Source organism: Brevundimonas sp. ALps5 (genome assembly GCF_058681645.1).
Map to the genome: position 1 here is coordinate 3,833,306 of NZ_CM178744.1, position 23,318 is coordinate 3,856,623.

General features: G+C 67.8%; 26 protein-coding genes. 5 read left to right on the plus strand and 21 right to left on the minus strand.

Annotation, left to right across the window (positions count from 1 at the left end):
* Nucleotides 1-11: 11 nt before the first annotated feature.
* The 14 genes from lpdA to lipA all read right to left on the minus strand — a co-directional run bounded on the left by lpdA (nucleotide 12) and on the right by lipA (nucleotide 11,914).
* Nucleotides 12-1,418, minus strand: a complete 1,407-nt coding sequence (lpdA, locus tag ACW172_RS18285; protein WP_492032848.1) for a dihydrolipoyl dehydrogenase — start codon at nucleotides 1,416-1,418, stop codon at nucleotides 12-14.
* A gap of 2 nt (nucleotides 1,419-1,420) precedes the next feature.
* Nucleotides 1,421-1,900, minus strand: a complete 480-nt coding sequence (locus tag ACW172_RS18290; RefSeq protein ID WP_492032849.1) for a glutathione peroxidase — start codon at nucleotides 1,898-1,900, stop codon at nucleotides 1,421-1,423.
* Nucleotides 1,901-1,910: 10 nt separating this feature from the next.
* The gene (locus tag ACW172_RS18295; protein WP_492035016.1) at nucleotides 1,911-3,200 is read right to left on the minus strand and encodes a pyruvate dehydrogenase complex dihydrolipoamide acetyltransferase; all 1,290 of its coding nucleotides are present in this window, start codon (nucleotides 3,198-3,200) and stop codon (nucleotides 1,911-1,913) included.
* The gene (locus ACW172_RS18300; RefSeq protein WP_492032850.1) at nucleotides 3,197-3,514 is read right to left on the minus strand and encodes a DUF5076 domain-containing protein; all 318 of its coding nucleotides are present in this window, start codon (nucleotides 3,512-3,514) and stop codon (nucleotides 3,197-3,199) included. The genes ACW172_RS18295 and ACW172_RS18300 overlap by 4 nt, the downstream gene beginning before the upstream one ends.
* Complete coding sequence (locus ACW172_RS18305) at nucleotides 3,511-4,869, minus strand: pyruvate dehydrogenase complex E1 component subunit beta (RefSeq protein ID WP_492032851.1); 1,359 nt, start codon at nucleotides 4,867-4,869, stop codon at nucleotides 3,511-3,513. Before ACW172_RS18305 ends, ACW172_RS18300 begins: the two co-directional genes overlap by 4 nt.
* 3 nt (nucleotides 4,870-4,872) lie before the next feature.
* Nucleotides 4,873-5,910 (minus strand): pyruvate dehydrogenase (acetyl-transferring) E1 component subunit alpha, encoded by a 1,038-nt coding sequence (gene pdhA, locus ACW172_RS18310; protein WP_492032852.1) that lies wholly within the window; start codon nucleotides 5,908-5,910, stop codon nucleotides 4,873-4,875.
* Nucleotides 5,911-6,037: 127 nt separating this feature from the next.
* Nucleotides 6,038-6,355, minus strand: a complete 318-nt coding sequence (locus ACW172_RS18315; RefSeq protein ID WP_492035017.1) for an FtsB family cell division protein — start codon at nucleotides 6,353-6,355, stop codon at nucleotides 6,038-6,040.
* Nucleotides 6,356-6,618: 263 nt separating this feature from the next.
* Nucleotides 6,619-7,896, minus strand: a complete 1,278-nt coding sequence (eno, locus tag ACW172_RS18320) for a phosphopyruvate hydratase (protein ID WP_492032853.1) — start codon at nucleotides 7,894-7,896, stop codon at nucleotides 6,619-6,621.
* A gap of 102 nt (nucleotides 7,897-7,998) precedes the next feature.
* Nucleotides 7,999-8,607 (minus strand): hypothetical protein, encoded by a 609-nt coding sequence (locus ACW172_RS18325; protein ID WP_492032854.1) that lies wholly within the window; start codon nucleotides 8,605-8,607, stop codon nucleotides 7,999-8,001.
* A gap of 114 nt (nucleotides 8,608-8,721) precedes the next feature.
* Nucleotides 8,722-8,904, minus strand: coding sequence for a 50S ribosomal protein L32 (gene rpmF, locus ACW172_RS18330; RefSeq protein WP_207931837.1), 183 nt, complete (start codon nucleotides 8,902-8,904; stop codon nucleotides 8,722-8,724).
* 136 nt (nucleotides 8,905-9,040) lie between these two features.
* Nucleotides 9,041-10,159 carry an NAD(P)/FAD-dependent oxidoreductase gene (locus ACW172_RS18335; protein ID WP_492035018.1) on the minus strand — a complete coding sequence of 373 codons (1,119 nt, stop codon included), beginning with the start codon at nucleotides 10,157-10,159 and terminating at the stop codon, nucleotides 9,041-9,043.
* Between the two features lie 2 nt (nucleotides 10,160-10,161).
* Nucleotides 10,162-10,608 carry a type II toxin-antitoxin system RatA family toxin gene (locus ACW172_RS18340; protein ID WP_492032855.1) on the minus strand — a complete coding sequence of 149 codons (447 nt, stop codon included), beginning with the start codon at nucleotides 10,606-10,608 and terminating at the stop codon, nucleotides 10,162-10,164.
* 2 nt (nucleotides 10,609-10,610) lie between these two features.
* Nucleotides 10,611-10,955, minus strand: a complete 345-nt coding sequence (locus ACW172_RS18345; RefSeq protein WP_492032856.1) for a hypothetical protein — start codon at nucleotides 10,953-10,955, stop codon at nucleotides 10,611-10,613.
* Entirely contained in the window at nucleotides 10,952-11,914 is a 963-nt protein-coding gene (lipA, locus tag ACW172_RS18350; RefSeq protein ID WP_492032857.1) for a lipoyl synthase, read from the minus strand. The genes ACW172_RS18345 and lipA overlap by 4 nt, the downstream gene beginning before the upstream one ends.
* A 182-nt stretch (nucleotides 11,915-12,096) precedes the next feature.
* On the opposite strand from lipA, the gene ACW172_RS18355 reads away from it, so the two are divergent.
* Nucleotides 12,097-13,656 carry an AMP-binding protein gene (locus ACW172_RS18355; protein ID WP_492032858.1) on the plus strand — a complete coding sequence of 520 codons (1,560 nt, stop codon included), beginning with the start codon at nucleotides 12,097-12,099 and terminating at the stop codon, nucleotides 13,654-13,656.
* 5 nt (nucleotides 13,657-13,661) lie between these two features.
* On the opposite strand, the gene ygiD is transcribed toward ACW172_RS18355, so the two are convergent.
* From ygiD to ACW172_RS18380, 5 genes are read right to left on the minus strand one after another with little or no spacing between them, the layout of a single operon-like run.
* Nucleotides 13,662-14,423: a 4,5-DOPA-extradiol-dioxygenase gene (gene ygiD / locus ACW172_RS18360; RefSeq protein WP_492032859.1), complete on the minus strand. Its 762-nt coding sequence runs from the start codon at nucleotides 14,421-14,423 to the stop codon at nucleotides 13,662-13,664.
* A 4-nt stretch (nucleotides 14,424-14,427) separates the two neighbouring features.
* Entirely contained in the window at nucleotides 14,428-15,030 is a 603-nt protein-coding gene (gene wrbA / locus ACW172_RS18365; protein ID WP_492032860.1) for an NAD(P)H:quinone oxidoreductase, read from the minus strand.
* Nucleotides 15,031-15,089: 59 nt separating this feature from the next.
* A complete protein-coding gene (locus ACW172_RS18370; protein WP_492032861.1) occupies nucleotides 15,090-15,584 on the minus strand; it encodes a hypothetical protein in 495 nt (164 codons plus the stop codon).
* Complete coding sequence (locus tag ACW172_RS18375) at nucleotides 15,584-16,168, minus strand: DUF805 domain-containing protein (RefSeq protein WP_492032862.1); 585 nt, start codon at nucleotides 16,166-16,168, stop codon at nucleotides 15,584-15,586. Before ACW172_RS18375 ends, ACW172_RS18370 begins: the two co-directional genes overlap by 1 nt.
* A 2-nt stretch (nucleotides 16,169-16,170) precedes the next feature.
* The gene (locus ACW172_RS18380) at nucleotides 16,171-17,034 is read right to left on the minus strand and encodes a M15 family metallopeptidase (protein WP_492032863.1); all 864 of its coding nucleotides are present in this window, start codon (nucleotides 17,032-17,034) and stop codon (nucleotides 16,171-16,173) included.
* A 118-nt stretch (nucleotides 17,035-17,152) separates the two neighbouring features.
* Between ACW172_RS18380 and ACW172_RS18385 the strand changes: the two genes are divergently transcribed.
* The 3 genes from ACW172_RS18385 (at nucleotide 17,153) to ACW172_RS18395 (ending at nucleotide 20,127) form a co-directional block, all read left to right on the plus strand.
* Nucleotides 17,153-18,541: an MFS transporter gene (locus tag ACW172_RS18385; protein ID WP_492032864.1), complete on the plus strand. Its 1,389-nt coding sequence runs from the start codon at nucleotides 17,153-17,155 to the stop codon at nucleotides 18,539-18,541.
* The gene (gene mazG / locus ACW172_RS18390; protein WP_492032865.1) at nucleotides 18,538-19,332 is read left to right on the plus strand and encodes a nucleoside triphosphate pyrophosphohydrolase; all 795 of its coding nucleotides are present in this window, start codon (nucleotides 18,538-18,540) and stop codon (nucleotides 19,330-19,332) included. The genes ACW172_RS18385 and mazG overlap by 4 nt, the downstream gene beginning before the upstream one ends.
* A 246-nt stretch (nucleotides 19,333-19,578) precedes the next feature.
* Nucleotides 19,579-20,127 carry a DUF1643 domain-containing protein gene (locus ACW172_RS18395; RefSeq protein ID WP_492032866.1) on the plus strand — a complete coding sequence of 183 codons (549 nt, stop codon included), beginning with the start codon at nucleotides 19,579-19,581 and terminating at the stop codon, nucleotides 20,125-20,127.
* Nucleotides 20,128-20,130: 3 nt separating this feature from the next.
* Here the strand turns inward: ACW172_RS18395 and ACW172_RS18400 are convergent, their stop codons facing one another.
* Together ACW172_RS18400 and ACW172_RS18405 are read right to left on the minus strand one after the other, a co-directional pair.
* Nucleotides 20,131-20,535 carry a hypothetical protein gene (locus ACW172_RS18400; protein WP_492032867.1) on the minus strand — a complete coding sequence of 135 codons (405 nt, stop codon included), beginning with the start codon at nucleotides 20,533-20,535 and terminating at the stop codon, nucleotides 20,131-20,133.
* Nucleotides 20,536-20,588: 53 nt separating this feature from the next.
* A complete protein-coding gene (locus ACW172_RS18405; RefSeq protein ID WP_492032868.1) occupies nucleotides 20,589-22,058 on the minus strand; it encodes a LytR/AlgR family response regulator transcription factor in 1,470 nt (489 codons plus the stop codon).
* A 139-nt stretch (nucleotides 22,059-22,197) separates the two neighbouring features.
* Between ACW172_RS18405 and ACW172_RS18410 the strand changes: the two genes are divergently transcribed.
* Entirely contained in the window at nucleotides 22,198-23,289 is a 1,092-nt protein-coding gene (locus ACW172_RS18410) for a serine hydrolase domain-containing protein (protein WP_492032869.1), read from the plus strand.
* Nucleotides 23,290-23,318 lie beyond the last annotated feature (29 nt).

Genomic DNA, 23,318 nt, shown 5'->3' on the forward strand with positions numbered 1-23,318 from the left:
CGGCTTGGGTCTTACAGGTGGATCGTCCGCCCGTAGGCGTCCAGGGCCGCCTCATGCATGGCTTCCGACATGGTCGGGTGCGGATAGACGATGCCGTGGATGTCTTCCTCGGTCGCTTCCATGGTGATGGCGGTGACATAGCCCTGGATCATCTCGGTGACCTCGTGGCCGATCATATGGGCGCCGATCAGGGCGCCGGTCTTCGCATCGAAGATCACCTTGACGAAGCCGTCGACCTCGCCCGCCGCCACGGCCTTGCCGTTCACGCGGAAGGGGAAACGGCCGACCTTGACCTCGCGCTTGGCTTCGCGCGCGCCCTGTTCGGTGACGCCGACCGAGGCGACCTGAGGCTGGGTGTAGGTGCAGCCGGCGATGGGCGAGACGACGTTCGGGGTCTTGTAGCCGGCGATGTATTCGGCGGCGTGGATGCCCTCGTGTGAGGCCTTGTGCGCCAGCCAGGGCGCTCCGGCGCAGTCGCCGATGGCGAACAGGCCTTTGACGTTGGTCTGGCAGTGACTGTCGATGACGATATGGCCGCGGTCCAGGGTGACGCCCAGCGCCTCCAGACCGATCCCGTCGGTGTTGGCGGTAATGCCCACGGCCGAGATGCAGACCTCGGCTTCGAGGCTCTCGGCCTTGCCGGCGATCTCGACGTCGACCTTCACGCCCGAGGCGGTCTTGGAGACCTTGGACACCTTGGCGCCGACCTTGAACTTGATGCCGCGCTTCTCGAACGACTTCTGGGCGGCCTTGGAGACCTCCTCGTCCTCGACGGGCATGATGCGATCCACGGCCTCGACGACCGTCACCTCCGAGCCCAGGGCGCGATAGAAGCTGGCGAACTCCAGGCCGATGGCGCCCGAGCCGATGACCACGAAGGTCTTGGGCAGCTTCTTGGGGGCCAGGGCGTCGCGATAGGCCCAGATCTTGTCGCCGTCGGCCTCCAGGCCGATCTGCGGCAGGGCGCGGGCCCGGGCGCCGACGGCCAGCATGACCGCCTTGGCCTCGACCGTGCGCGACCCGCCGGCCTTCAGATCGATGACCACCTTGGGAGCGGCCGGGCCCTTCTCGAGCTTCGCCGAGCCCTCGATGACCTCGATCTTGTTCTTCTTCATCAGGAAGGTGACGCCCTTGTTCATCGTCGACGCCACGCCGCGCGAGCGCTGGATGATGGCGTCGAAGTCGAAGGTCGCGCCCGAGGCCGACAGGCCGTAGTCCTTCAGATGGGACAGGCTCTCATACTTCTCGCCCGACTTGAGCAGGGCCTTGGTCGGGATACAGCCCCAGTTCAGGCAGATGCCGCCCAGGCTCTCGCGCTCGACGATGGCGACCTTCTGGCCCAGCTGCGCCGCGCGAATGGCCGCGACATAGCCGCCGGGGCCCGAACCGATGACGATCAGATCAAATTCAGCAGCCATGGTCAGATCAACTTCTCTATGTCGGCCTGGATCGCCGAGGGTTCAGTCTGGGGGGAATAGCGGGCGACCACCCTTCCCTCCCGGTCGGTCAGGAATTTGGTGAAGTTCCACTTGATGGTCTTCGAGCCGAGGAAGCCGCGCTTCTGGCTGGTCAGCCAGGCGTAGAGCGGATGCCGGTGCGGGCCATTGACCTCGACCTTGTCGAACATCGGGAACGACACGTCGAAGGACGTCGAGCAGAAGGCCGCGATCTCGTCGGCCAGTCCGGGCTCCTGATTGCCGAACTGGTTGCAGGGAAAGCCCAGGACCTCGAACGGCTGGTCGGCGAACTGACGGTGCAGCGTCTCCAGACCGGCGTACTGGCCGGTGAAGCCGCATTTGGACGCCGTGTTCACGATCAGCAGGGCCTGACCGCGAAACCGGTCGAAGGAGACCGGCTCGCCGTCGAGGGCCACAGCGCTGAAATCATAGACCGAGGTCATCCCGCTGACCTCAGGCCAGCATCGTCACGGGATCTTCGATCAGGGGCTTGAAGGCCTGCAGGAAGCGGGCGCCGGTGGCGCCGTCGACCACGCGGTGATCGCAGGTGACGGTGACCGTCATCACGGTCGCCACGGCCAGCTGGCCGTTCTTCACGACCGGACGCTGCTCGCCCGCGCCCACGCTCATGATCGCGCCCTGGGGCTCGTTGATGATCGAGGAGAACTGCTTGATGCCGAACATGCCCAGGTTGGACACCGAGAAGGTGCCGCCCTGGAACTCTTCCGGCTTCAGCTTGCGCTCACGCGCCCGCTTGGCCAGATCCTTCGACTCTACAGCGATTTGCGACAGAGTCTTGGTTTCGGCCTTGAAGATGATCGGGGTGATCAGACCGCCGTCGATCGCCACCGCCATCGCCACATCGGCGTGGTGGTGCATGGCGATGCCCTCGGGGCTGTAGCTGGCGTTGGCTTCCGGCACCGCCTTCAGGGCCATGGCGGCGGCCTTGATGACGAAGTCGTTGACCGAGACCTTGACGCCCGACTTCTCGAGCAGGGCGTTGACCTTGGTCCGCGCGGCCAGCAGGGCGTCGATCTCGACGTCGATGGTCAGGGGGAAGTGCGGCACCTGCTGGATGGATTCGACCATGCGGCGGGCGATGGCCTTGCGCATGCCGTCCAGCGGGATCAGGTCGTAGCTGCCGTCCGGAATGCCCATCTGGGCCAGGGACTGGACCTTGCGGAACTCCGGCGCCACTCCCGAAGATTGGGCGGCAGCAGCAGCCGGAGCCTTGGCTCCGCCGCCCTTGGCCGCGGCCTCGACGTCGCGCTTGACGACGCGGCCGTGCGGACCGGTGCCGGCGATGGCCTTCAGGTCCAGACCGGCCTGGGCGGCCAGACGGCGCGCCAGGGGCGAGGAGAAGACGCGTTCGCCCGAAACGGCCTTGGATGCGGCAGGCGCCGGTGCAGCGGCAGCGGCGGGCGCAGCGGCCTTCGGGGCCTCAGCCTTGGGGGCTTCAGCAGCAGCCGGAGCGGCCTTCGGCGCAGGGGCAGCAGCGCCGCCCTCGTCCTTCAGACGGGCGATCGGGGTGTTGACCTTCACGCCCTCGGCGCCTTCCGGCACCAGGATCTCGGTGATTTCGCCCTCGTCGACGGCCTCGACCTCCATCGTGGCCTTGTCGGTCTCGATCTCGGCGATCACGTCGCCGGCCTTGACCACATCGCCGGCCTTGACGTGCCATTTGGCCAGAACGCCCTCTTCCATCGTGGGCGACAGGGCGGGCATCAGGATGTCGGTCATCAGGAATTGCCTCCGGTCGGCGTGGTCGGCTCGGTCGCCGTCCCGATATTGTCGGCCTTGATCACGTCACTCATGCCCTGAAGGATACGGTGATAGGCCGCGCGTTCGTCATGTCCATGACGCACGGCATAGCCGTGGGCCATGTGCTTGGCGGCGATGGCGAGCAGTTCGCCGAACTGCAGCGGGTCCTTGAACGCCGGCTTCACCGACATCACTGGCTCCTTGTTGGACCACCACATGCGGATGATCTCGATGGCGTCCGGATCGCGTGCGACGCTCTCCGGAACGGTCAGCAGGAATTCCGCGGGCTCGCTCACGCCATCACCTGCTTCACGGCCGCGACGATCTTGTCCACGCCCGGCAGGGACAGGATTTCGAGGTTGGCGGCATAGGGCAGAGGTACGTCTTCCTGGTGCACGCGCAGCGGCGGGGCGTCCAGATAGTCGAAGGCGTGTTCGATCACCCGGGCCACGACCTCGGCGCCGACGCCCATCGGACCCCAGCCTTCCTCGGCCGAGACCAGGCGGCTGGTCTTCTTGACGCTCTCGACGATGGTCTCGTGGTCCAGCGGACGCAGGGTGCGCAGGTCGATGACCTCGGCCGAAATGCCTTCCTCGGCCAGCTTCTCGGCGGCCTGCAGGGCGAAGCCGACCATGCGGGCGTGAGCCGTGATCGTGACGTCCGTGCCCTCGCGGCGAACCTTGGCCTTGCCGATCGGGACGATGTAGTCCTCGACCTCGGGCACGTCGAACTCGATACCGTACATCATCTCGTGCTCGAGGAAGACGATCGGGTTCGGGTCGCGGATGGCGGCCTTGAGCAGGCCCTTGGCGTCGGCGGCGTCATAGGGGGCGACGACCTTCAGGCCGGGCACCTGGGCGTACCAGGCGGAATAGTCCTGGCTGTGCTGGGCGCCGACGCGGCTGGCGGCGCCGTTCGGACCACGGAACACGATGGGCGCGCGGATCTGGCCGCCCGACATGTACAGGGTCTTGGCCGCCGAGTTGATGATGTGATCGATGGCCTGCATGGCGAAGTTGAACGTCATGAACTCGACGATCGGCTTCAGGCCCGACATGGCGGCGCCGACGCCCAGGCCGGCGAAGCCGTGCTCGGTGATCGGGGTATCGACCACGCGGCGGTCGCCGAACTCCTGCAGCAGTTCGCGGCTGACCTTGTAGGCGCCCTGGTACTGGGCGACTTCCTCGCCGATCAGGAAGACGGCCTCATCGCGGCGCATCTCCTCGGCCATGGCGTCGCGCAGGGCGTCGCGCACGGTCGTCTTGACCAGTTTTGTGCCTTCCGGGAACTCCGGATCGCGCAGTTCCACCTTCGGGGCGGCGGGCGCGGCGGCGGCTGGAGCCGCTTCAGCCTTCGGAGCCTCGGCCGGGGCCTCAGCAGCCGGAGTGGCGGCCGGGGCCTTGGCGCCGGCGTCGTCGCCGGACAGGCGGGCGATCAGGGCGTTGACCTTCACACCCTCGGTGCCTTCCGGCACCAGGATTTCCAGAACCTCGCCCTCGTCGACGGCCTCGACTTCCATCGTGGCCTTGTCGGTTTCGATCTCGGCGATGACGTCACCGGCCTTGACGGTGTCGCCGGCCTTGATGTGCCATTTGGTCAGCGTGCCCTCTTCCATGGTGGGGGACAGCGCCGGCATCAGAATATCGGTCACGGATCAGGCCTCTACGTAGACGTCGGTGTAGAGCTCGGACGGATCCGGCTCCGGGCTCTCTTGAGCGAACTGCACGGCCTCGGCGACGATGGCCTTGATCTCGTTGTCGATCGCCTTCAGCTCGTCCTCGGTGGCCTTGGCCTCCTCCAGCAGCATCTTGACGTGATCGATCGGGTCGCGGGTCTTCTTGACCTCGTCGACCTCTTCCTTGGACCGGTATTTGGCCGGGTCGGACATGGAGTGACCGCGATAGCGGTAGGTCTTCACCTCGAGGATGAAGGGGCCCTCGCCCGCACGAGCGCGGGCCACGGCGCGTTCGACCGCATCCTTGACCGCCAGGACGTCCATGCCGTCGACCTGCTCGCCCGGGATGCCGAACGAGGCGCCGCGCATATAGAGTTCGGTCGTGGACGACGAGCGCTCGATGCTCGTGCCCATGGCGTACTGGTTGTTCTCGATGATGTAGATGGCCGGCAGCTTCCACAGCTGGGCCATGTTGAAGCTCTCGTAGACCTGACCCTGGTTCGAGGCGCCGTCGCCGAAATAGACGAAGGCGACCGAGTCATCGCCGCGATACTTGCCGGCGAAGGCCAAGCCGGTGCCCAGCGCCACCTGGGCGCCGACGATGCCGTGACCGCCGTAGAAGCCGGTCGGCACGTCGAACATGTGCATCGACCCGCCCTTGCCCTTGGACGAACCGCCGATGCGGCCGGTCAGCTCGGCCATCACTTCCTTGGGGTCCATCCCGGCGGCCAGCATGTGGCCGTGGTCGCGGTAGCCGGTGATGATCTTGTCGTGACCCTGTTTGACGCTCTCCTGAACGCCGACGGCCACGGCCTCCTGACCGATGTACAGGTGGCAGAAGCCCCCGATCAGCCCCATGCCGTACAGCTGGCCGGCGCGCTCCTCGAAGCGGCGGATCAGCACCATTTCGCGATAGTAGCGAAGCAGGTCTTCCTTGGACGCGGTCGGCGTATTGGGGATCTTGTCGGTCTTTGCCGCGGGTTTCGCGGCGGTCTTCGCGGAGGGGGCTTTCGCCATCCGGCATCTCCCGGCTAGAGCCCCGAAGAACCACACTGGCTTCAGGGCTTCTTATCGTTACGGAAAGCGGCTTTAGCAGCCTTCGATCGCATAACGCAAAGCGAGCCGGTCCGGCTGTAACAATAGTTCAGGAAGCCATAACTTTTGCGCCCGAGGCCGCCGGGGCGGAAACAGGGATCACATAGTCACGCGGGTCGGCGAAACCGAGCACCACGCGGGCCCGCTCCTCGAGCAGGTCTCGCGACAGGCTATTGGTTCGCAGATAGCGGGCCCGGACCTCGAGGTCGGCGCGCTTATGGCTAAGCTCGGTGAGTTCGGCCTCGCGCTGGGCCAGTAGCGTATCCCGGGCGTGGCCGCTGAGCAGGCCCCGCTCCCCGGTCATCGCCTGAACGCCCAGGTAGGCGAACAGCAGAAACAGGAATGCGGACAGGGAATACGGTTTCATCCGTTCGGGCAATGCGAACGCTCCTTCTGAGCGTGGGTACAGTTGACCGATCATCACCGAAAATGCCTAACAAACGGTAGCTTGACCATAAGTTCGTAACCTTTGTTTCAATCGTGAAACCGGGATTCGACGAACGGGTGGCGACCGGCTGAAGTCGGCAGTCTAACGCAAACAGACCCGCCGGTCGGGGCTGCCGACGGGCGGGTCTGTGGAGGAACGGCGTCAGGTAGTGGACAGGCCGCGAGCGGCCTCCCCTTCTCCTTTTATTTCAGCAGCATGCCGTCGCCGTAATAGGCGCCCTGGTCGCCCAGCATCTCTTCGATGCGGAGCAGCTGGTTGTACTTGGCCGTGCGGTCCGAGCGGGCCAGGGAGCCCGTCTTGATCTGTCCGCAGTTGGTGGCGACGGCCAGGTCGGCGATGGTCGAGTCCTCGGTCTCGCCAGAACGGTGGCTCATCACCGAGGTGTAGCCCGCGCGGTTGGCCATATCGACCGCATCCAGCGTCTCCGAAAGCGTGCCGATCTGGTTGACCTTGATCAGGATCGAGTTGGCCAGGCCTTCGCCGATACCGGCGGCCAGACGGGCCGGGTTGGTCACGAACAGGTCGTCGCCGACCAGCTGGATGCGGTCGCCCAGACGCTCGGTCAGCAGCTTCCAGCCGTCGAAGTCGTCCTCCGCGCAGCCATCCTCGATCGAGACGATGGGGAAGCGCTCGCACAGGTCGGCGAGGTAGCCGACCATGCCGTCGGCGTCGAAGGACTTGCCCTCGCCGGTCAGCTCGTACTTGCCCTTCTTGAAGAACTCGGTCGAGGCGACGTCGAGGCCCAGATGGAAGTCCTCGCCGGCCAGATAGCCGGCCGACTGGCCCGCCTTGGTGATGAAGCTGAGCGCTTCCTCGGCCGAGGCCAGGTTGGGGGCGAAGCCGCCCTCGTCGCCGACGTTGGTGTTGTGACCCGCGTCCTTCAGGGCCTTCTTCAGGGCGTGGAAGATCTCCGAACCCATGCGCAGGGCTTCGGAGAAGCTCTCGGCGCCGGTCGGCAGGATCATGAACTCCTGGATGTCGATCGGATTGTCGGCATGCATGCCGCCGTTGATGATGTTCATCATCGGGGTCGGCAGGACGCGGGCGGAGACGCCGCCGACGTAGCGGTACAGCGGCAGGCCGGCCGAGATGGCGCTGGCCTTGGCGACCGCCAGGGAGACGCCGAGGATGGCGTTGGCGCCCAGGCGGCCCTTGTTCTCGGTGCCGTCCAGGGCGATCATCGCCTCGTCGATGCGGCGCTGGTCTTCCGCGTCCATACCCGACAGGGCGTCGAAGATCTCGCCGTTCACGGCATCGACCGCGTTCTGGACGCCCTTGCCGCCCCACAGCCCCTTGTCGCCGTCACGCAGCTCGACGGCCTCGTGCGCGCCGGTCGAGGCGCCCGAGGGCACGGCGGCGCGGCCGAAGGAGCCGTCCTCCAGGGTCACATCGACCTCGACGGTCGGGTTGCCACGGCTGTCGAGGATCTGGCGGGCGACGATGTCGGCGATGTCGGTCATTTAGGCGCGGCTCTGACGGCTGATTTCGGGAATGCCTCGGGGTTTAGCCCGCGACCGCCGAAACTCAAACCCGGAAGCGCTTCTGTGACAGATGAGAGCGCCTTAGCCGCAACTTTCGGCCAGCTGGATCGAGGGTCCGCCCGCATGGACCGCCGTGACCTTGCCGTCGGCGCCGACCTCATAGCGGACGCCCCGCGCCTCGGGATCGGCGACATATTGGGTCGAGCCGCCCTTCGACCAGACATAGAGATCCTGAGCGGGCGCCGGTTCGTACTTGGCCGGCTGGACGATGACGCCGCCGCCGTAGGTCGCCTTGATCGTCGCCGCGTCCGAGCCGACGCCGAAGCCCTTGGCCGTCTTCACCGTCGCCCCCTCGTGCAGGCTGATGCGGGTGACGCGCCCCTGTTCGGCCATGACCACCAGGCCGACCGGCGCGCGCGACGGGTGGAAGATGTTGCAGCCGGACGGGTCCGCGATCGGGGTGTCGGACATGCCCGACAGGGCCTGGACCTCGCCGACGGTCTGGCCGATGCGAATCGCCCCGATGCCGTCGGGGGTCAGCAGATTCGGATCGACGGGGGCCTCCATGACCGGCGGTCGGGCCACGGGGGCCTCGGCCTTCTCCGCCGGCTTCGACCGGTCGCAGGCCTCCAGGGCCAGAACGGGCGCGAGGACGGCAAGGGTGGTCAGGACGACGGCGCGACGAATCATGGGGAGGGCTCCGGAGATCGAAGCCGGACTGTAACGCACGAAAACGGCGCGCGAGGCTATCGCGCGCCGTTCAAATCTCGGTCAACCGCCTCAGCGGTCAAACGCCTGAAAAGACTAGTCTTCCTTGGGCGTCAGAACCTGACGGCCACGGTAGGTGCCGGTCTTCAGGTCGATGTGGTGCGAGCGGCGCAGCTCGCCCGTGTCCTTGTCCTCGGTGTAGGCGTTCGAGGTCAGGGCGTCGTGGGCGCGGCGCATGTTGCGACGCGAGGGGGATACTTTGCGCTTCGGAACAGCCATGTCCGTCTCAATCTCAGGGCTCGGCGCTCCCGGAGGGGAAACGCGAAAAACAGAAGCGGCGGCCCATCGGTGAGCCGCCTGCGAGCGGGGGCTTATGCCGGAACACGCCCGAAGTTTCAAGAGGCTGTTTCGCCTCTCAGGAAGCCTGACCGATCAGCCGCTCCGCGACCGCCTCGCCGATGGCGAGCGAACTGGTCAGGCCGGGGCTTTCGATGCCGAACAGGGCCATCAGGCCTTCGATGCCATGGTCCTCGGCGCCGCGCAGCTGGAAGTCGGGCTGGGGCTCACCCGGGCCGTGCAGCTTGGGCCGGATGCCGGCGTAGTCGGGCGTCAGGGCGCCGTCGGGCAGGCCCGGCCAGAAGCGGCGGATATAGCGGGCGAACTCCTCCGCCTTGGCCGGATCGACGGAATAGTCCTCGGTCTCGACATAGACGAGATCCGGTCCGAACACGGCCTGACCGCCCAGATCCTTGCGGTAATGGGTGCCCAGCGCCCCGGCGATGGGCGGCGGATAGATCAGCCGGTCGAACGGCGCCTTGCCCGTCAGGCGGAAGTAGACGCCCTTGCCGAAATGGCCCGCCGGAATGCGGTCGGCCGGATAACCTTCGATCAGACCGGCGACGTGCTGGGACTGGAGCCCGGGTGCGGTGACCAGAAGGCGGGTGGTGAGCGTGGCGCCGCCCTCGCCTCCCGCCGTGATGGTGAAGCCGCCGCCCGGCAGGGGCTCGGCCCGCTCGAACGGCGTCGACAGAACCACCGAGCCGCCCGCGTCCTCGATCTCGCCCTGCAGGGCCAGCATATAGTCGTGGCTGGCGAACAGGCCGCTCTCCGGCGACAGGATGGCGGCGTGGGCGTTCAGCGCCGGCTCCATGGCGCGCGCCTGGGCCCCGGTCAGGTGCTCCAGCCCCTCAACGCCGTTGGTCGTGGCCTGCTGGAAGATGCGCTCGATGTGGGCGACCTCGCCTTCTTCCGTCGCCACGACCAGCTTGCCGCATTTGCGGTAGTCGATCTTGTGGCTCTCCAGGAAGGCGTACAGCGTCCGGCGGCCCTCGACGCAGAACCGGGCCTTCAGCGAGCCGGTCGGATAGTAGAGGCCGCCGTGGATGACCTCGGAGTTCCGCGAGGAGACGCCCTGGCCGATATGGCCTTCCTTCTCCAGCACCAGAACGGTCAGGCCGCGCTTCGCCAGCGCCCGTCCACAGGCCAGGCCCACGGCCCCTGCCCCCACCACGGTCGCGTCGAAGTCGAAGGCCATGGTCATCCGTACCTGCGTTTCGCCTCGGCCTCGAAGCTGGAGATCAGCTTGGAGACAGCCAGATCGAAGTTGGCGTTCAGCATGGCGTTCAGGATCGGGCTCTTGAAGGCGAAGTCGATCATGAACTCCAGCCGGGTCCCTGCGGGGTCCTCATGGAAGTCCCAGCGGTTCTTCAGATGCTTGAACGGCCCGCGGATCAGGCCGACCTCGACACGCGGCAGATTGCGGTCATGGCGCACCCAGGTCGAGAACCGCTCCTTCAGGAAGGAGAAGCCCACCTGGGCCTCGGCGTCCAGCAGGGTCACGCCCGGCGCCTCCTCGCGCGCGTTCCAGACCCGCATGGAGGTCACCCACTTCACGAAGTCCGGATAGGCGCGCACGTCCGCCACCAGCGCGGCGAGCTGGGCGGGTTCGTAGGGCAGGATGCGGGTGACGCGGTGGAGAGCCAAACTCAGTCTGTCGGTCGGGGAGCGGCGACGCTCGGCGGATTGGGGGACAGGTGTTCCAGAACGTCGATCCCGTTGGTCATGCCGATAAACAGCACGCACCAGAATGCCAATGGCAGAAGCTCGGCCGCAATGACGATGGCCGCCAGCTGAGGCCGACCGGTCCTGCGCAGCACCAGGGCAATGAGGGCGATCCCGACCACGACGGCGACATAGGTCAGCCAGACCGGGTTGGCGCTCAAGGGCAGAGGCCCGGCCGCCAATGTCGTCAGCAGGGCGACATCGGCGAAGGCCGCGAAGAGCCCGATCCGGAACAGAAGGCTCCAGACCGGGGCGGCGTCAGCCCTCAACGCTTGTTCTGGCCTTCACGCGCCGCCTTGAGCCGGGCGAAGTCGTCGCCGGCGTGGTGCGAGGAGCGGGTCAGGGGCGACGAGGACACCATCAGGAAGCCCTTGGCGCGAGCGATCGCCTCATAGGCCTTGAACTCTTCCGGGGTCACGAAGCGCTCGATGGCCGCGTGCTTGCGGGTCGGCGCCAGGTACTGGCCGATGGTGATGAAGTCGACGCCGGCGGAGCGCATGTCGTCCATGACCTGCATGACCTCCTCCTTGGTCTCGCCCAGACCGACCATGATGCCGGACTTGGTGAACTGGTTGGGGTCGCGCTCCTTGACCATCTGCAGCAGACGCAGGGAGTGGAAGTAGCGGGCGCCGGGCCGGATCTTCAGATACAGGCGCGGCACGGTCTCCAGGTTGTGGTTGAAGACGTCGGGCTTGGCGTCGATCATCACCTCGGCCGCGCCGTCCTTGCGCAGGAAGTCGGGCGTCAGGATCTCGATCGTCGTCTGGGGCGCCTGGAGGCGAATCTGGCGCACGACCTCGGCGAAGTGGGCGGCGCCGCCGTCGGCGACGTCGTCGCGGTCCACCGAGGTGATGACCACATGGTTCAGGCCCATCTGCTGCACGGCCAGACCGACCTTGCCGGGCTCTTCCGGATCCAGCGGCTGGGGCAAGCCCGTCTTGACGTTGCAGAAGGCGCAGGCCCGCGTGCAGGTGTCGCCCATGATCATCAGGGTGGCGTGCTTCTGGCTCCAGCACTCGCCGATGTTCGGACAGGCCGCCTCTTCGCAGACCGTCACCAGCCCCTTGGAGCGGACGATCTCCCTGGTCGCATTGTACTGGCCCGAGCCGGGTGCCTTGACCCGCAGCCAGTCGGGCTTCTTCAGCACCGCCGATTCCGGGCGGTTCTGCTTCTCGGGGTGACGCAGGGCGGAGGGCGACGTCTTCAGGGTGTCGATCAGGGTGACCATGGCCGGTATTTCGGCTTTCCGGGCCCGGAAGGCAAGGCTGGCGCCCAGCACAAGCGGTTTCAGCGCCTGTCAGACGGGAACGCCTTCACGCGACGTAACTTATCTTTTCAAGCCGCGCCGAGGGCTCTAGGTTCCGCCGCCTATGCGAGGAAGCCGTGGAGCTTCCCGGAGGAGATTACCGCTTGCCGTTCGCCCCGAACTCCAGCGCCCTTAAGCCGGCCGCCTATGAAGAGACCCTGTTCGACGCCCTGATCGCGGCGCGGGCCCGCTTCGGCGACAAGGAGATCCTGGAGGACCAGGACCGCAAGCCCCTCACCTACACAGGCCTGATCCGCGCCGCCTTCGTGCTGGGCCGCAAGATCGCCGCCATGACCGAGCCGGGCGAGCGGGTGGGCGTGCTGCTGCCGTCGTCGATGGGAGTGGTGGTCACCTTCTTCGGCCTGCACGCCTTCGGCCGCGTGCCGGTGATGCTCAACTTCACGGCCGGCGAGGCCAATCTGAAGGCGGCTCTGGCCACCTCGGGCGTCAAGCGCATCCTCTCGGCCAAGCGTTTCATCCAGCAGGCCAAGCTGGAAGAGCTGACCGACGCCCTGGGCAAGGTCGCGGAGATCACCTGGCTGGACGACGTCCGCGCCACCATCGGACTGGCCGACAAGCTGTTCGGCCTGGCCGCCGGCATCGCGCCGAAGCGCTTTCGCACGAAGACCGACCCGGACGGCCCGGGCGTGGTCCTGTTCACCTCCGGCAGCTTCGGCGCGCCCAAGGGCGTGGTCCTCAGCCAGAAGAACCTGGTCGCCAACGCCCGTCAGGTGGCGCTGCACATCGACCTGAAGCCGGAGTGGGTGATGTTCAACCCGCTGCCGACCTTCCACTCCTTCGGCCTGACGGGCGGGGTCATCCTGCCGCTGCTGCAGGGGATGAAGGCGTTCGAATATCCCTCGCCGCTGCACGCCAAACAGATCACCGACCTGCTGCCGCAGGTGAAGGCCTCGATCCTGTTCGCGACCGACACCTTCCTGAACCAGTACGCCCGGGTCGCCGAGCCCGACGACTTCGCCACCCTGGAGTTCGCCGTCGCCGGGGCCGAGAAGGTCCGCGACGAGACCCGGCACATCTTCAACACCAAGTTCGGCGGCGTGGCCCTGCTGGAAGGCTATGGCGCGACGGAGGCCGCGCCCGTGGTCGCCGTGAACCACCCCGACCGCAACCGGCCGGGCTCGGTCGGCCAGATCCTGCCGGGCATCGAGTACCGCATCGACGAGGTGCCGGGCATCACCGGCGGCGGGCGGCTGTACCTGCGCGGCCCGAACGTCATGGAGGGCTATATCTCGCCCGAGGACCCGGAGGCGCTGGATCCGCTGCACGAGGGCTGGCACGACACGGGCGACATCGTCGATATCGACGACGAGGGCTATGTCACCATCCTCGGCCGGGTGAAGCGCTTCGCCAAGATCGGCGGGGAGATGGTCTCCCTGACCGCCGTCGAGGGTCTGGCCTCGGCCGTCTGGCCCGACAACCGCCACGCGGTGGTCGCCATCGCCGACAGCCGCAAGGGCGAGAAGCTGGTGCTGGTCACCGACAACAAGGACGCCTCCTCGAGCCGCCTGTCGGAGTGGGCCCGCGACCACGGCGCGCCCGAACTGGCGGTCCCGAAGAAGATCATCACCGTCGCCGAGGTCCCGGTGCTGGGCACCGGCAAGACCGACTACGTCGCCATCCAGAAGATGGTCGAGGCGGCCTAGGGCCCCTAGCCGATCCGGACGCCCGTCATCGAGATGGAGCCGCCGACGATCTCGTCGTTGAAGAAGGCGACGGGTTCCCCGGGCTTCTGCTGGGCCGCGATATAGAGCAGCGGCAGATAGTGTTCGTCGGTCGGGACGCTGAGCTGGGCGTCCTCGGCCAGATCGACCCAGTCGATCAGGGCGTCGTGATCGCCGCGCAGGAAGGCCGCCTTGACCGCGTCGTTGAAGCTGGTCGCCCAGGGATAGGGGCCGTCGTCCTCCGCCCGCTTCCAGGTACGCAGGTTGTGCACGAAGTCGCCGGAGCCGGCGATGACGATCCCCTCCTCCCGCAGCGGACGCAGGGCCCTGGCCAGCTCATAGTGCTGGCGCGCGGTCAGGTCGCGGTTGAGGGACAGCTGGACGACCGGCACGTCGGCCTCGGGCCAGACATGGACCAGCACCGACCATGTGCCGTGATCCAGACCCCATTGCTCGACCGGCAGGGCGCCGGCCAGCTCGGCGACGCGCGCCGCCAGGTCCGGCGATCCCGGCGCGGGGTATTGGACCGCATGCAGCGCCGGCGGGAAGCCGCCGAAGTCATGGATGGTCTCAGGCCGAGCCTGGGCCGTGACGCCCAGCCCACGGGTCTCCCAGTGGGCCGAGATCATGACCACGCCCTTCGGCTTGCCCACAGCCTCGCCGAGCTCGCGCCAGGCGGCGGTATAGGGACCGCCCAGCGCGTTCATGGGAGAGCCGTGACCGAAGAAGATCGCCGGTTGGGTGGTCATCGCCTTAGCCGTGCAGCTTCTTCGCGATCTCGGCGATGTGCTTGCCCTGATGGCGGGCGCCGCCGAGGTCGATGTCCGAAGGCATACGGCTGCCATCGCCGCCGGTGATGGTCGAGGCGCCGTAGGGCGAACCGCCGTGGATGGCTTCGAGGGTCATCTGCTCCTGATAGTTATAGGGCAGGCCGACGACGACCAGGCCGTGGTGCAGCAGGGTCGGGATGAAGCCGAGGATGGTCGATTCCTGACCGCCGTGCTGGGTCGCGGTGGCGGTGAAGACGCCGCCCACCTTGCCGATCAGGCCGCCGGTGAACCACAGGCCGCCGGTCTGGTCCCAGAAGGCGCGCATCTGCGAGGCGACGGTGCCGAAGCGGGTGCCGGCGCCGACGATGATGGCGTCATAGTCCTTCAGGTCGTCGACGGTGGCGATCGGGGCTGCCTGATCCAGCTTGTAGTGCGAGGCCTTGGCCAGCTCTTCCGGCACGGTCTCGGGCACGCGCTTGATGTCGACGGTCACGCCCTCGACCGAGCCCGCGCCTTCGGCGACGGCCTGGGCCATGGCTTCGAGATGGCCGTAGGTGGAATGATAGAGAACCAGAACCTTCGCCATGGGGCGCTCCTTGAGAATGAGGGACGCGGTTCAGTAACAGCGTCGGTAGCGGATTTAGCTCATCCAGCCCAAGGTTCAAGTCCGAAGGCGGAAACACTCGGTTTCGGAAACGGGCACAACCGGTCGTAAAAAACACTGTCGGCGGGCATGCGCTGGCCACGCGAAAGGCGGAACCGGTGCTCCACCGCCGAGGCCTGCTGCTCGATGTTCAGATGGTCCCAGACGCAGGCCGGATCAAGGGGATAGGCGTAGGCGGCGGCGCTGTCGCCCGCCTTCAGCTTGGCCAGCAGCAGGTTGACGCCGTTCAGCGCCTGCCAGACGTGGACCAGCTCGTGGATCAGGGTCGCCTGCAGCGACAGGGGCGCCAGGGCGATGTCGGCAGGCAGGCTGCGCCCCGGCCAGACGATCCATCCCCCGCCCCACAGGATGCCGGGCACGAAGGCGCGGTCGAAGGGACTGGCCAGAAGGCGCACTGTGTCGAGAGGAATGGCGTCGGCGAAGACGGAACGGGCCAGGGCCTGTTCGCCGGACGTCAGGGGCCGCGTCCTGAGCATCAGCCGACGGGCGGCCCGAAGCGGTTGGCCTCGCGCGATCCCGCTCCGGACAACTGGATGATCAGGGTCAGGAGCACGCCCAGATAGACGATGTTGTTCAGGAAGATGGCGAGGAACAGGGTCATGTTCGGCTCCACGTCGGTCGTGATCTCGCGCATCACCACCTGAACCCCGACCAGACCGAAGGCGAGAAACGGCAGGGGCGCCAGGCCCCAGAAGGCCGAGCGTCCACGGTCGTGCAGACGACGGGCCACGGCGGCGGCCAGCAGCCCGACCGCGACGATCGCGATCGCGCCTATGGCCCAGCCCATCACGGCGAAGTCCGGCGTCAACGCGGGATGGTCCCCATGGATCTGGACCGAGGTCGTGCCGGCGAAGGTGGTGATCTCGACCTGTTCCGGATGGGCGGCGGTGAAGGCCCGGACTTTGGCGATCGTGCTGGAGACCATCAGGGCCACCGTGGCCATCCAGAGCGCGAAGGCGCCGCCCACCACGCAGGCCGCCCAGGGCCAGAACTGACTGCGCGTATCGCGCCCCCTGAACTCGGTCAGGCGGGTCAGGTTGTGGGTGATCGGGTTCGGCATGGTCAGGATCCAGCGGCGTAACGGGCGGCCGGGGTCCCGACGTACTCCCAGTGCCAGGGCTCGTAGAGGTAGGGGACAAAGCCGAAGCGGGCGGCGTTGGCGACGAGCCAGCGGTAGGTGGGCCCACGCGTCATGTAGAGGCGGCTGGCGGGGTCGGTGGAGTCGACGCCCATCCCCTCCATATGGCCGACATAGAGGTCGACGGCGGCGCCGGTGCGGTGGGGCGAGCAGGCGGCGCGGCGGACCCCGTCGCAATTGGCCTCGGCGGCGCAGCGGGCGGCGTCGGCCTCCGGATCGCGGAAGCCCGAGAAGATCTGCAGCAGCTCCGGATCGGCGGCGATGGCCGGGACCTCACGCCGGGCGGCGGCGGCCATGGCGCGGTAGGCGTCCAGGGTGTCGCGGCGCAGGAGGCGGGTCAGGCGGTCGGCGTGCTCCTCCTCCGGCGACAGATAGCCCAACTGGTTCAGCGGCGGCGGGTCGGGGCATTCGTCGCGGGTCCGGGCCATGACGAAGGGCCGGCGCTCCTGCAGCACCCCCTTGAGGACGGTGAAGGTCGCCTGATCGAAGACGCCCGTCGGGGTCAGGGCGTAGCGCCCCTGAAAGGCGGCGAGCGCGGCGGCGAAGTCGGGCGTGCCCGGCGCGCAGTCGGTGCGCAGCTCGCGCTGCAGCAGGGGCAGATAGGTCTCCCAGCCCATCTCGGGCCGGCCGAACGGCGACCACTCCAGCGAATAGACGGAGATGGCGTTGGAGAAGGCCTGACCCGACCACTGGGCCCCTGCCCGATCGCACGATTGAGCAGAGGCCCCGCCCGCGAAGGCCGACAGGATCAAGGCTCCCAGAGCCATCAGGACGGCGCGCATACCCATGGGGCGAGGAAGCCTGAGGACGGCCCGGGCCGCAAGCGGAATTGGCCTTCTGCGCCCGGCGTCATTGCTGCGATAACGGGACAGGCCGAATCCTCCGGCCGGCCGCACGGATCGCCGCATGTCCTCGACCGACGCCTCCGCTCCCTCGCCTTCCCCCGCATCGCCGCGCCGGTCCAATGCGGTGCTGGCGGCCTTCTCGACCGTCTGCCTGCCGCTGGCGGCGTTCGGCGTGGCCCTGCCGGTCACCCTGCCGGAGTACTATGCGACCCACGTCGGGCTGGACATCGCCATGGTCGGCTTCGTCTTCATGGCGGTCAGGGCCTTCGACATCGCCGCCGACCCGCTGATCGGGGCGGCGATGGACCGGACGCGGACCCGGTTCGGCCGCTACCGCCCGTGGATGGCGGCCTCGACACCGGTGCTGATGCTGGCGGCCCTGATGGTCTTCGTCATGGTCAAGCCGGGCGCCGGCCCCTTCTACCTCTTCGCCTGGCTGCTGGTGCTCTACATCGGCTTCTCGATCGGGACCCTGAGCCAGCTGGGCTGGGCGGCGGTTCTGGCGCCCCAGTACGACCAGCGAAGCCGGGTCTATGCCTGGTGGCAGGCGTTCAACATCATCGGCGTCATCGCCATCCTGATCCTGCCCGCCGCGGTGGTGCAGCTGGGGCTCGGGGACTATGTCGCCGGGGTTCATGTCATGGGCTGGGCCATCGTCGCCGCCCTGCCGATCACCATCGGCCTGGCCCTGTTCGCCGTGCCCGAGCCGGTCAATGCGGGGGCGCCCGCCCACGGCGGCCTGAAGGCCTATTGGGAGATCGTCAAACGCCCGACGGTGGCCCGGCTGCTGGCCTCGGACGTGGTGCTGGGCGTGGCGCCGGGCATCACCGGGGCCCTGCTGTTCTTCTTCTTCGATCAGGTGAAGGGCTACGACAAGGCGGCGGCCTCCATCTTCATGCTGCTCTACTTCGTCGGCGGCCTGTGTGGAGCGCCCATCTGGGCGAAGCTGGCGACGCGGATCGGCAAGCACCGGGCCCTGGCCGTGGCAAGCACCCTCTTCGCGGCCCTGTATGTCGTGGCGACCCTGCTGCCCGGCGGCAGCTTCGCCCTGACGGCGGTGGCCATGTTCATCGCGGGTCTGCCCTATGCGGCCGGCCTGTTCCTGCTGCGGGCCATGATGGCCGATGCGGGCGACGAGGTTCGGCTCGAGACAGGCGTCGACCGCACGGCCCTGATGTTCTCGATCCTCAGCGCCACGACCAAGCTGGGCCACGTCTTCGCCCTGGTCCCCTATGTCGTGCTGGGCTGGGTCGGCTTCCAGGCCGAGCCGCCCATCGGGGGCAACAGCCCGACCTCGCTGCTGGTGCTGCAGGTGTTGTTCATCGCGGTTCCGGCCCTGCTGATCGCCTCTGCGGCGGTGATCCTGAGGCGCTATCCCCTGACGCCGGAGCGCCATGACGAGATCCGCCAGGCGCTGGAGGCCCGCGACGCCGAGGCCCCTCAGGCATGACCCCGATCGAGCGCCTTCTGGGCATCATGGCCAAACTCCGGGACCCAGACGGCGGCTGTCCGTGGGACCTGGAGCAGACCTTCGCCACCATCGCCTCCTATACGATCGAGGAGGCCTATGAGGTCGCCGACGCCATCGAGCGCGGCGACATGACCGAGCTGAAGTCCGAGCTGGGCGACCTGCTGTTCCAGACCGTCTTCCACGCCCGCATGGCCGAGGAGGCCGGGCTGTTCGCCTTCGACGATGTCGCAAACGCTATGTCGGACAAGCTGGTACGCCGACATCCTCATGTGTTTGCTGATGAAGCGGCCAAGGGCGACGCGGCCGAACAGAAGGCGCGCTGGGAGGACATCAAGGCGGCCGAGCGGGCGGCCAAGGCCCAGCACGGGGTGCTGGATGACGTCCCCGTGGGCCTGCCCGCCCTGGCCCGCGCGGCCAAGCTGACCAGGCGAGCGGCGCGGGTCGGCTTCGACTGGCCCTCCACCGACGAGGTCTTCGACAAGCTGGACGAGGAGGTCGGGGAGCTGAAGGCCGAGATCGCCGCGGGCGACCTGGACAAGGCGCGCGAGGAGATGGGCGACCTGCTGTTCGTCGTCGCCAACCTGGCCCGCAAGCTGGGGGTCGAGCCCGAGGATGCGCTGCGCGGCGCCAACGCCAAGTTCGTGCGCCGATTCGGCTTCATCGAGGCCGAGCTGGCGAAGGATGGCCGCACGCCCGACCAGTCCGACCTCACCGAGATGGACGGCCTGTGGGACGCGGCCAAGGTGGCGGAGCGGTCGGCCAAGGGCTAGCCGAGCGGTATCCGGACACCGTATTTGCACTCGAAAAAGAGTGAGTGCAAAAAGTGCAATTCGGAAGCGATACCTCAGAAGACATCTACAACCATTTGAATTTGTGAAAGCAATAAGTCCGATCGAGTCCGCCAACGAAAAGACCGCGTGCAAAGGGCTTGCGGGTTCGGCGCGAATGTCAAAGACCAGAGCCGAAGTCTAACACAGCGGGAATCGGCGCCAGTCCGATTTCCGGGAGCGCCCATAATGACGGCTGATCAGCATGACCCCGGCGGCAAGGTGCGGCTGGCCCTGATGCCGGGCGTGAAGGGGGATGCGGCGTTCAGCGCGGACGGCCGTTATCGCCAGCTGATGCGGCGCTGGCTGGGGGAGGTCTTCCCCGAGCGATACATGCTGTTCATCGGCATGAACCCCTCGACGGCCGACGCCCTGGTCAACGACCCGACCTGCGCGCGGGAATGGACCTTTGCGCAGCGCGAGGGCTTCGACGCCATGGTCAAGGCCAATGTCGGCGACTATCGCGCCACCGATCCGAAAATGCTGCTGGCGCCCGGCGTCGAGGCGGTCTCGTCCGAGAACCTGCCGACGATCCGGGCCCAGGCGGCGAAGGCCGGCAAGGTCGTGGTCTGCCACGGCAAGCTGAACAAGGCGCTGGCCCCGGCCGGCAAGGCCCTGATCGACGCCCTGAGGGCCGATGGGGTCGAGCTCTGGTGCTTCGGCCAGAACGGCGACGGCAGTCCGAAACATCCCCTGTATTTACGGGGTGATACGCCGCTGATCCGCTACGAGGCCTGAGGTTCAGTCCTCGGTCGAAACGCCGTCGACGGCGCTCGAGACCAGCTTGCGCCAGGTCGGGTCGGTGTCGTCGACGATGTCGAGGTCTTCCAGCAGGGCGATGGCCGCCTCCCCGTCCGGCAGGATCAGGCCGACGACCTCCATCTCCTCGCCCTCGGCGGTCGTGTGGCATTCGGCCTGGACGGCCACGGCCGCCTGTTCGCCGTCCTCCTCCCACCAGATCACCGGCTGGGGCAGGTCGAGATCCAGCGGGAACGGCCGCTCGGTATCGTCGAGCGCGAAGACGGCCCGCTTGGCCTGGACGTCGTCCAGCGTCGCCACCCGGCCGGTGAAGGCCACGAGGCGCGACCAGTCGTCGATGTCATAACCGCCGGAATCGAAGTCGGGATCGGTGTCAGCTTGGGTCACGGGCGGGGCCTCCGGTTCAGAACCGCTCCCTAGACCCGTCCGCCCCCGGTAGGCTACCCCTCAGACGACCCGAGGCCGGCTTCCAGTCGGGTCCAGTAGGTGCGGCCGACGGCGAGGCGCTCGCCGCCCTCCATCTCGACCGTGCGCGCGAACCGGCCGGCGCGGTGGACCACGGCGATGCAGCGCGGATTGACGGCGTGACTGCGGTGGATGCGTAGGAAGCGGCCGGGGGCCAGCGCCATCAAGGCCGACAGGTTGGCCGTCGACAGCAGCTCTCGCCCGTCCGCAAGCCGGACCAGACAATAGTCGTCGTCGGCGCGGATATGCAGGATGTCACCGGCCCGGACCCGGTGACGCGAGCCGCCGTTCGGGATCGACAGGGTCGCCTCGTCCGGCACGACCGGGCCCAAGGCCGGGGCGGAGGCTTCGCGCCGCAGCGACCGGACGGAGTGGACGCCCCACCAGCCGAACAGGGCCAGGAATCCCCAGTAGTAGCCGGTGTCGAGGAAGTTGCGGGTCCAGGACAGGCCGAGCGCGGCGACGCAGGCCAGACCGACCCAGAGGGCGCCGCGACGGTCTCCGAGCAGGCCCGCAAGCGCTCCGGCCAGCAGGACGGCGAGGCCGCAACGGAAGCCCCACAGCGCCTTGGCGTCCCACCAGGGCGGGCCGAAGACAGCGACCGTCAGCCCGGCGACCAGAACGAGGTTCAGGGCGAGGCGCACGCGCCGGTCGGCGGTGAAACTGGAGGCCAGACCGCCCAGGGCGGCGGCGGCGAGGGCGGCGCAGGCGACGATGCCCATCAGCCTTCCCAGCTGCCAGGGATAGCCATAGGTCTGAACCAGCTTCCCGGCCTCGATCACGGCCTGACACAGGACCGTTCCGGCCATGACGGCGAAGGCGGCCGATGCGGGCGGACGGCGGGTGGCCCACAGCAGGACGTTGAACAGCAGGGCGAGGGCCAGCAGTCCGACCGCCAGCAGGGTCGGCAGATAGTGGACCAGCGCTCCCTTCAGCGGGTCGTCATAGCCGCCGATGCCGATCAGATGGATGGGCCGGGCGACCGGCGCCCAGAGGTGATGGGCCGACAGCCGGACCTCGACCGCGTTGGGGCCCTCGCGGACAAGGTCCGGGGGCACGAACAGGACGGCGCTGAACCGGCCCGGGGTCTCGGCGGTGCGGTCGGGACCGACGCGGCCGTTCGCGCCGATGCGTTGGCCGTTCCACCAGACCTCGCCGCTGGCCATGGCGACGAGGTGGACCGTCAGCGGCGCCGGCGTCCGGCCCCGATCGGCGACGAAACTGGTCCTGAGGACGGTGACCGGGCGATCGAGACGCAGGCTGTCGATCCGGACCGGTCGGCAGGTCGACGGGGTGTCGCACAGGCTCCAGACGAGGGCCGGACGGGAGGGAGATGTCGACGACGTCAGCAGCGGCTGGACCGCCGGCCCGATCAGGACCGCCAGTCCCGCGAGCAGGAGGAAAAGCGCCGTCGCCCGGACGCGCAGACGCTCACCGACGCCCACGGTCGTTCACCGAAATCCGGTTGGAAGGACGGTCGGCAGGACCAATGAGACGGGCTCCGGGCGGCGGATCTGGGTGTTTGGATCACCCTGCCGCGACCGGCCAGTCCCCGACAAGAGTGAGGAGCTTTCTAGCGTGACCGTGACCAGACCCCAAGGCTTCAACCGCCGTTCCCTGCTGGCTTTGGCCGGCGGCGCCGCAGCCGCGACCGCCCTGCCCGGCCCCACCCTCGCGGGCGGAAGCTCGCTGGAGAGCCGTGTGACGCCGTTGATCGACGGCATGGTCAGGGACAGCGGGTTCCAGGGCGTGGTGCTCCTGGGCCAGGGCGGGCGGACGCGGTTCGCCCGGGCGACGGGTCAGGCGGTCATCGAACGGGCCGTGCCCATGACGACGGACACGCCGCTCGGCATCGCCTCGATCTCCAAGCGGATCACGGCGGTGGCGGTGATGCGGCTGGTCGATCAGGGGAAACTGGATCTCGACGCCCCGATCACGACCTGGCTGACCGACTATCGGGCCGACACGGGCGCCCGCGTCACCCTGCGCCGGCTGCTGTCGAACAGCAGCGGCGTGCCGAACCTGTTCGGAGGGCTGAACAGCGCCGATCCGACGCTGATCAACAAGCCGATGACCACGCGCGAGGCCATCGCCACCTTCGCTTCGGGGGACATGGTGTTCGAGCCGGGCGCGCGCTTCGACTACGCCATGACCAACTGGATCATCATCCTCGGGGTAATCGAGGCCGTCACGGGCCTGCCCTACCCCGAAGCGATGCGGGCGCTGGTCCTGAATCCCCTGCGGATGATGGAGACCACCCAGTTGGCCTCGGCCAATGCGACCTCATACCGGACCGTGGCGCCGCCTGTGGAATGGATCAGTCCGAGGCCCAGCTATCTGGTGGCGGCCGGAGGCTATTTCAGTACAGCGGCGGACCTGCAGCGCTTCTCGCACGGGGTCTATGACACGGGCTTCCTCAGCCCGGCCTCCCGCCGCGCCCTGACCACGGTCGAGATCGCCTCGGACCGATATGCGCTGGGCGGACGCATCTGGCAGGTGGAGATCGGGGGCATGACCATCCCCGCGGCCTGGGAGACCGGAAATACGGCCGGTTATCGCTCGGTCCTGGGCCATCGGCTCGACGGTGGCGGCACGGCGGTCATCCTGAACAACACCGCTGTTTCCCAGCGCACCATGGACGAATTCGCTCTGGCCCTGTTGAGAGCGCTGGGCTGAGCGGGACGGAACGGTCCGGGCATGAAAAA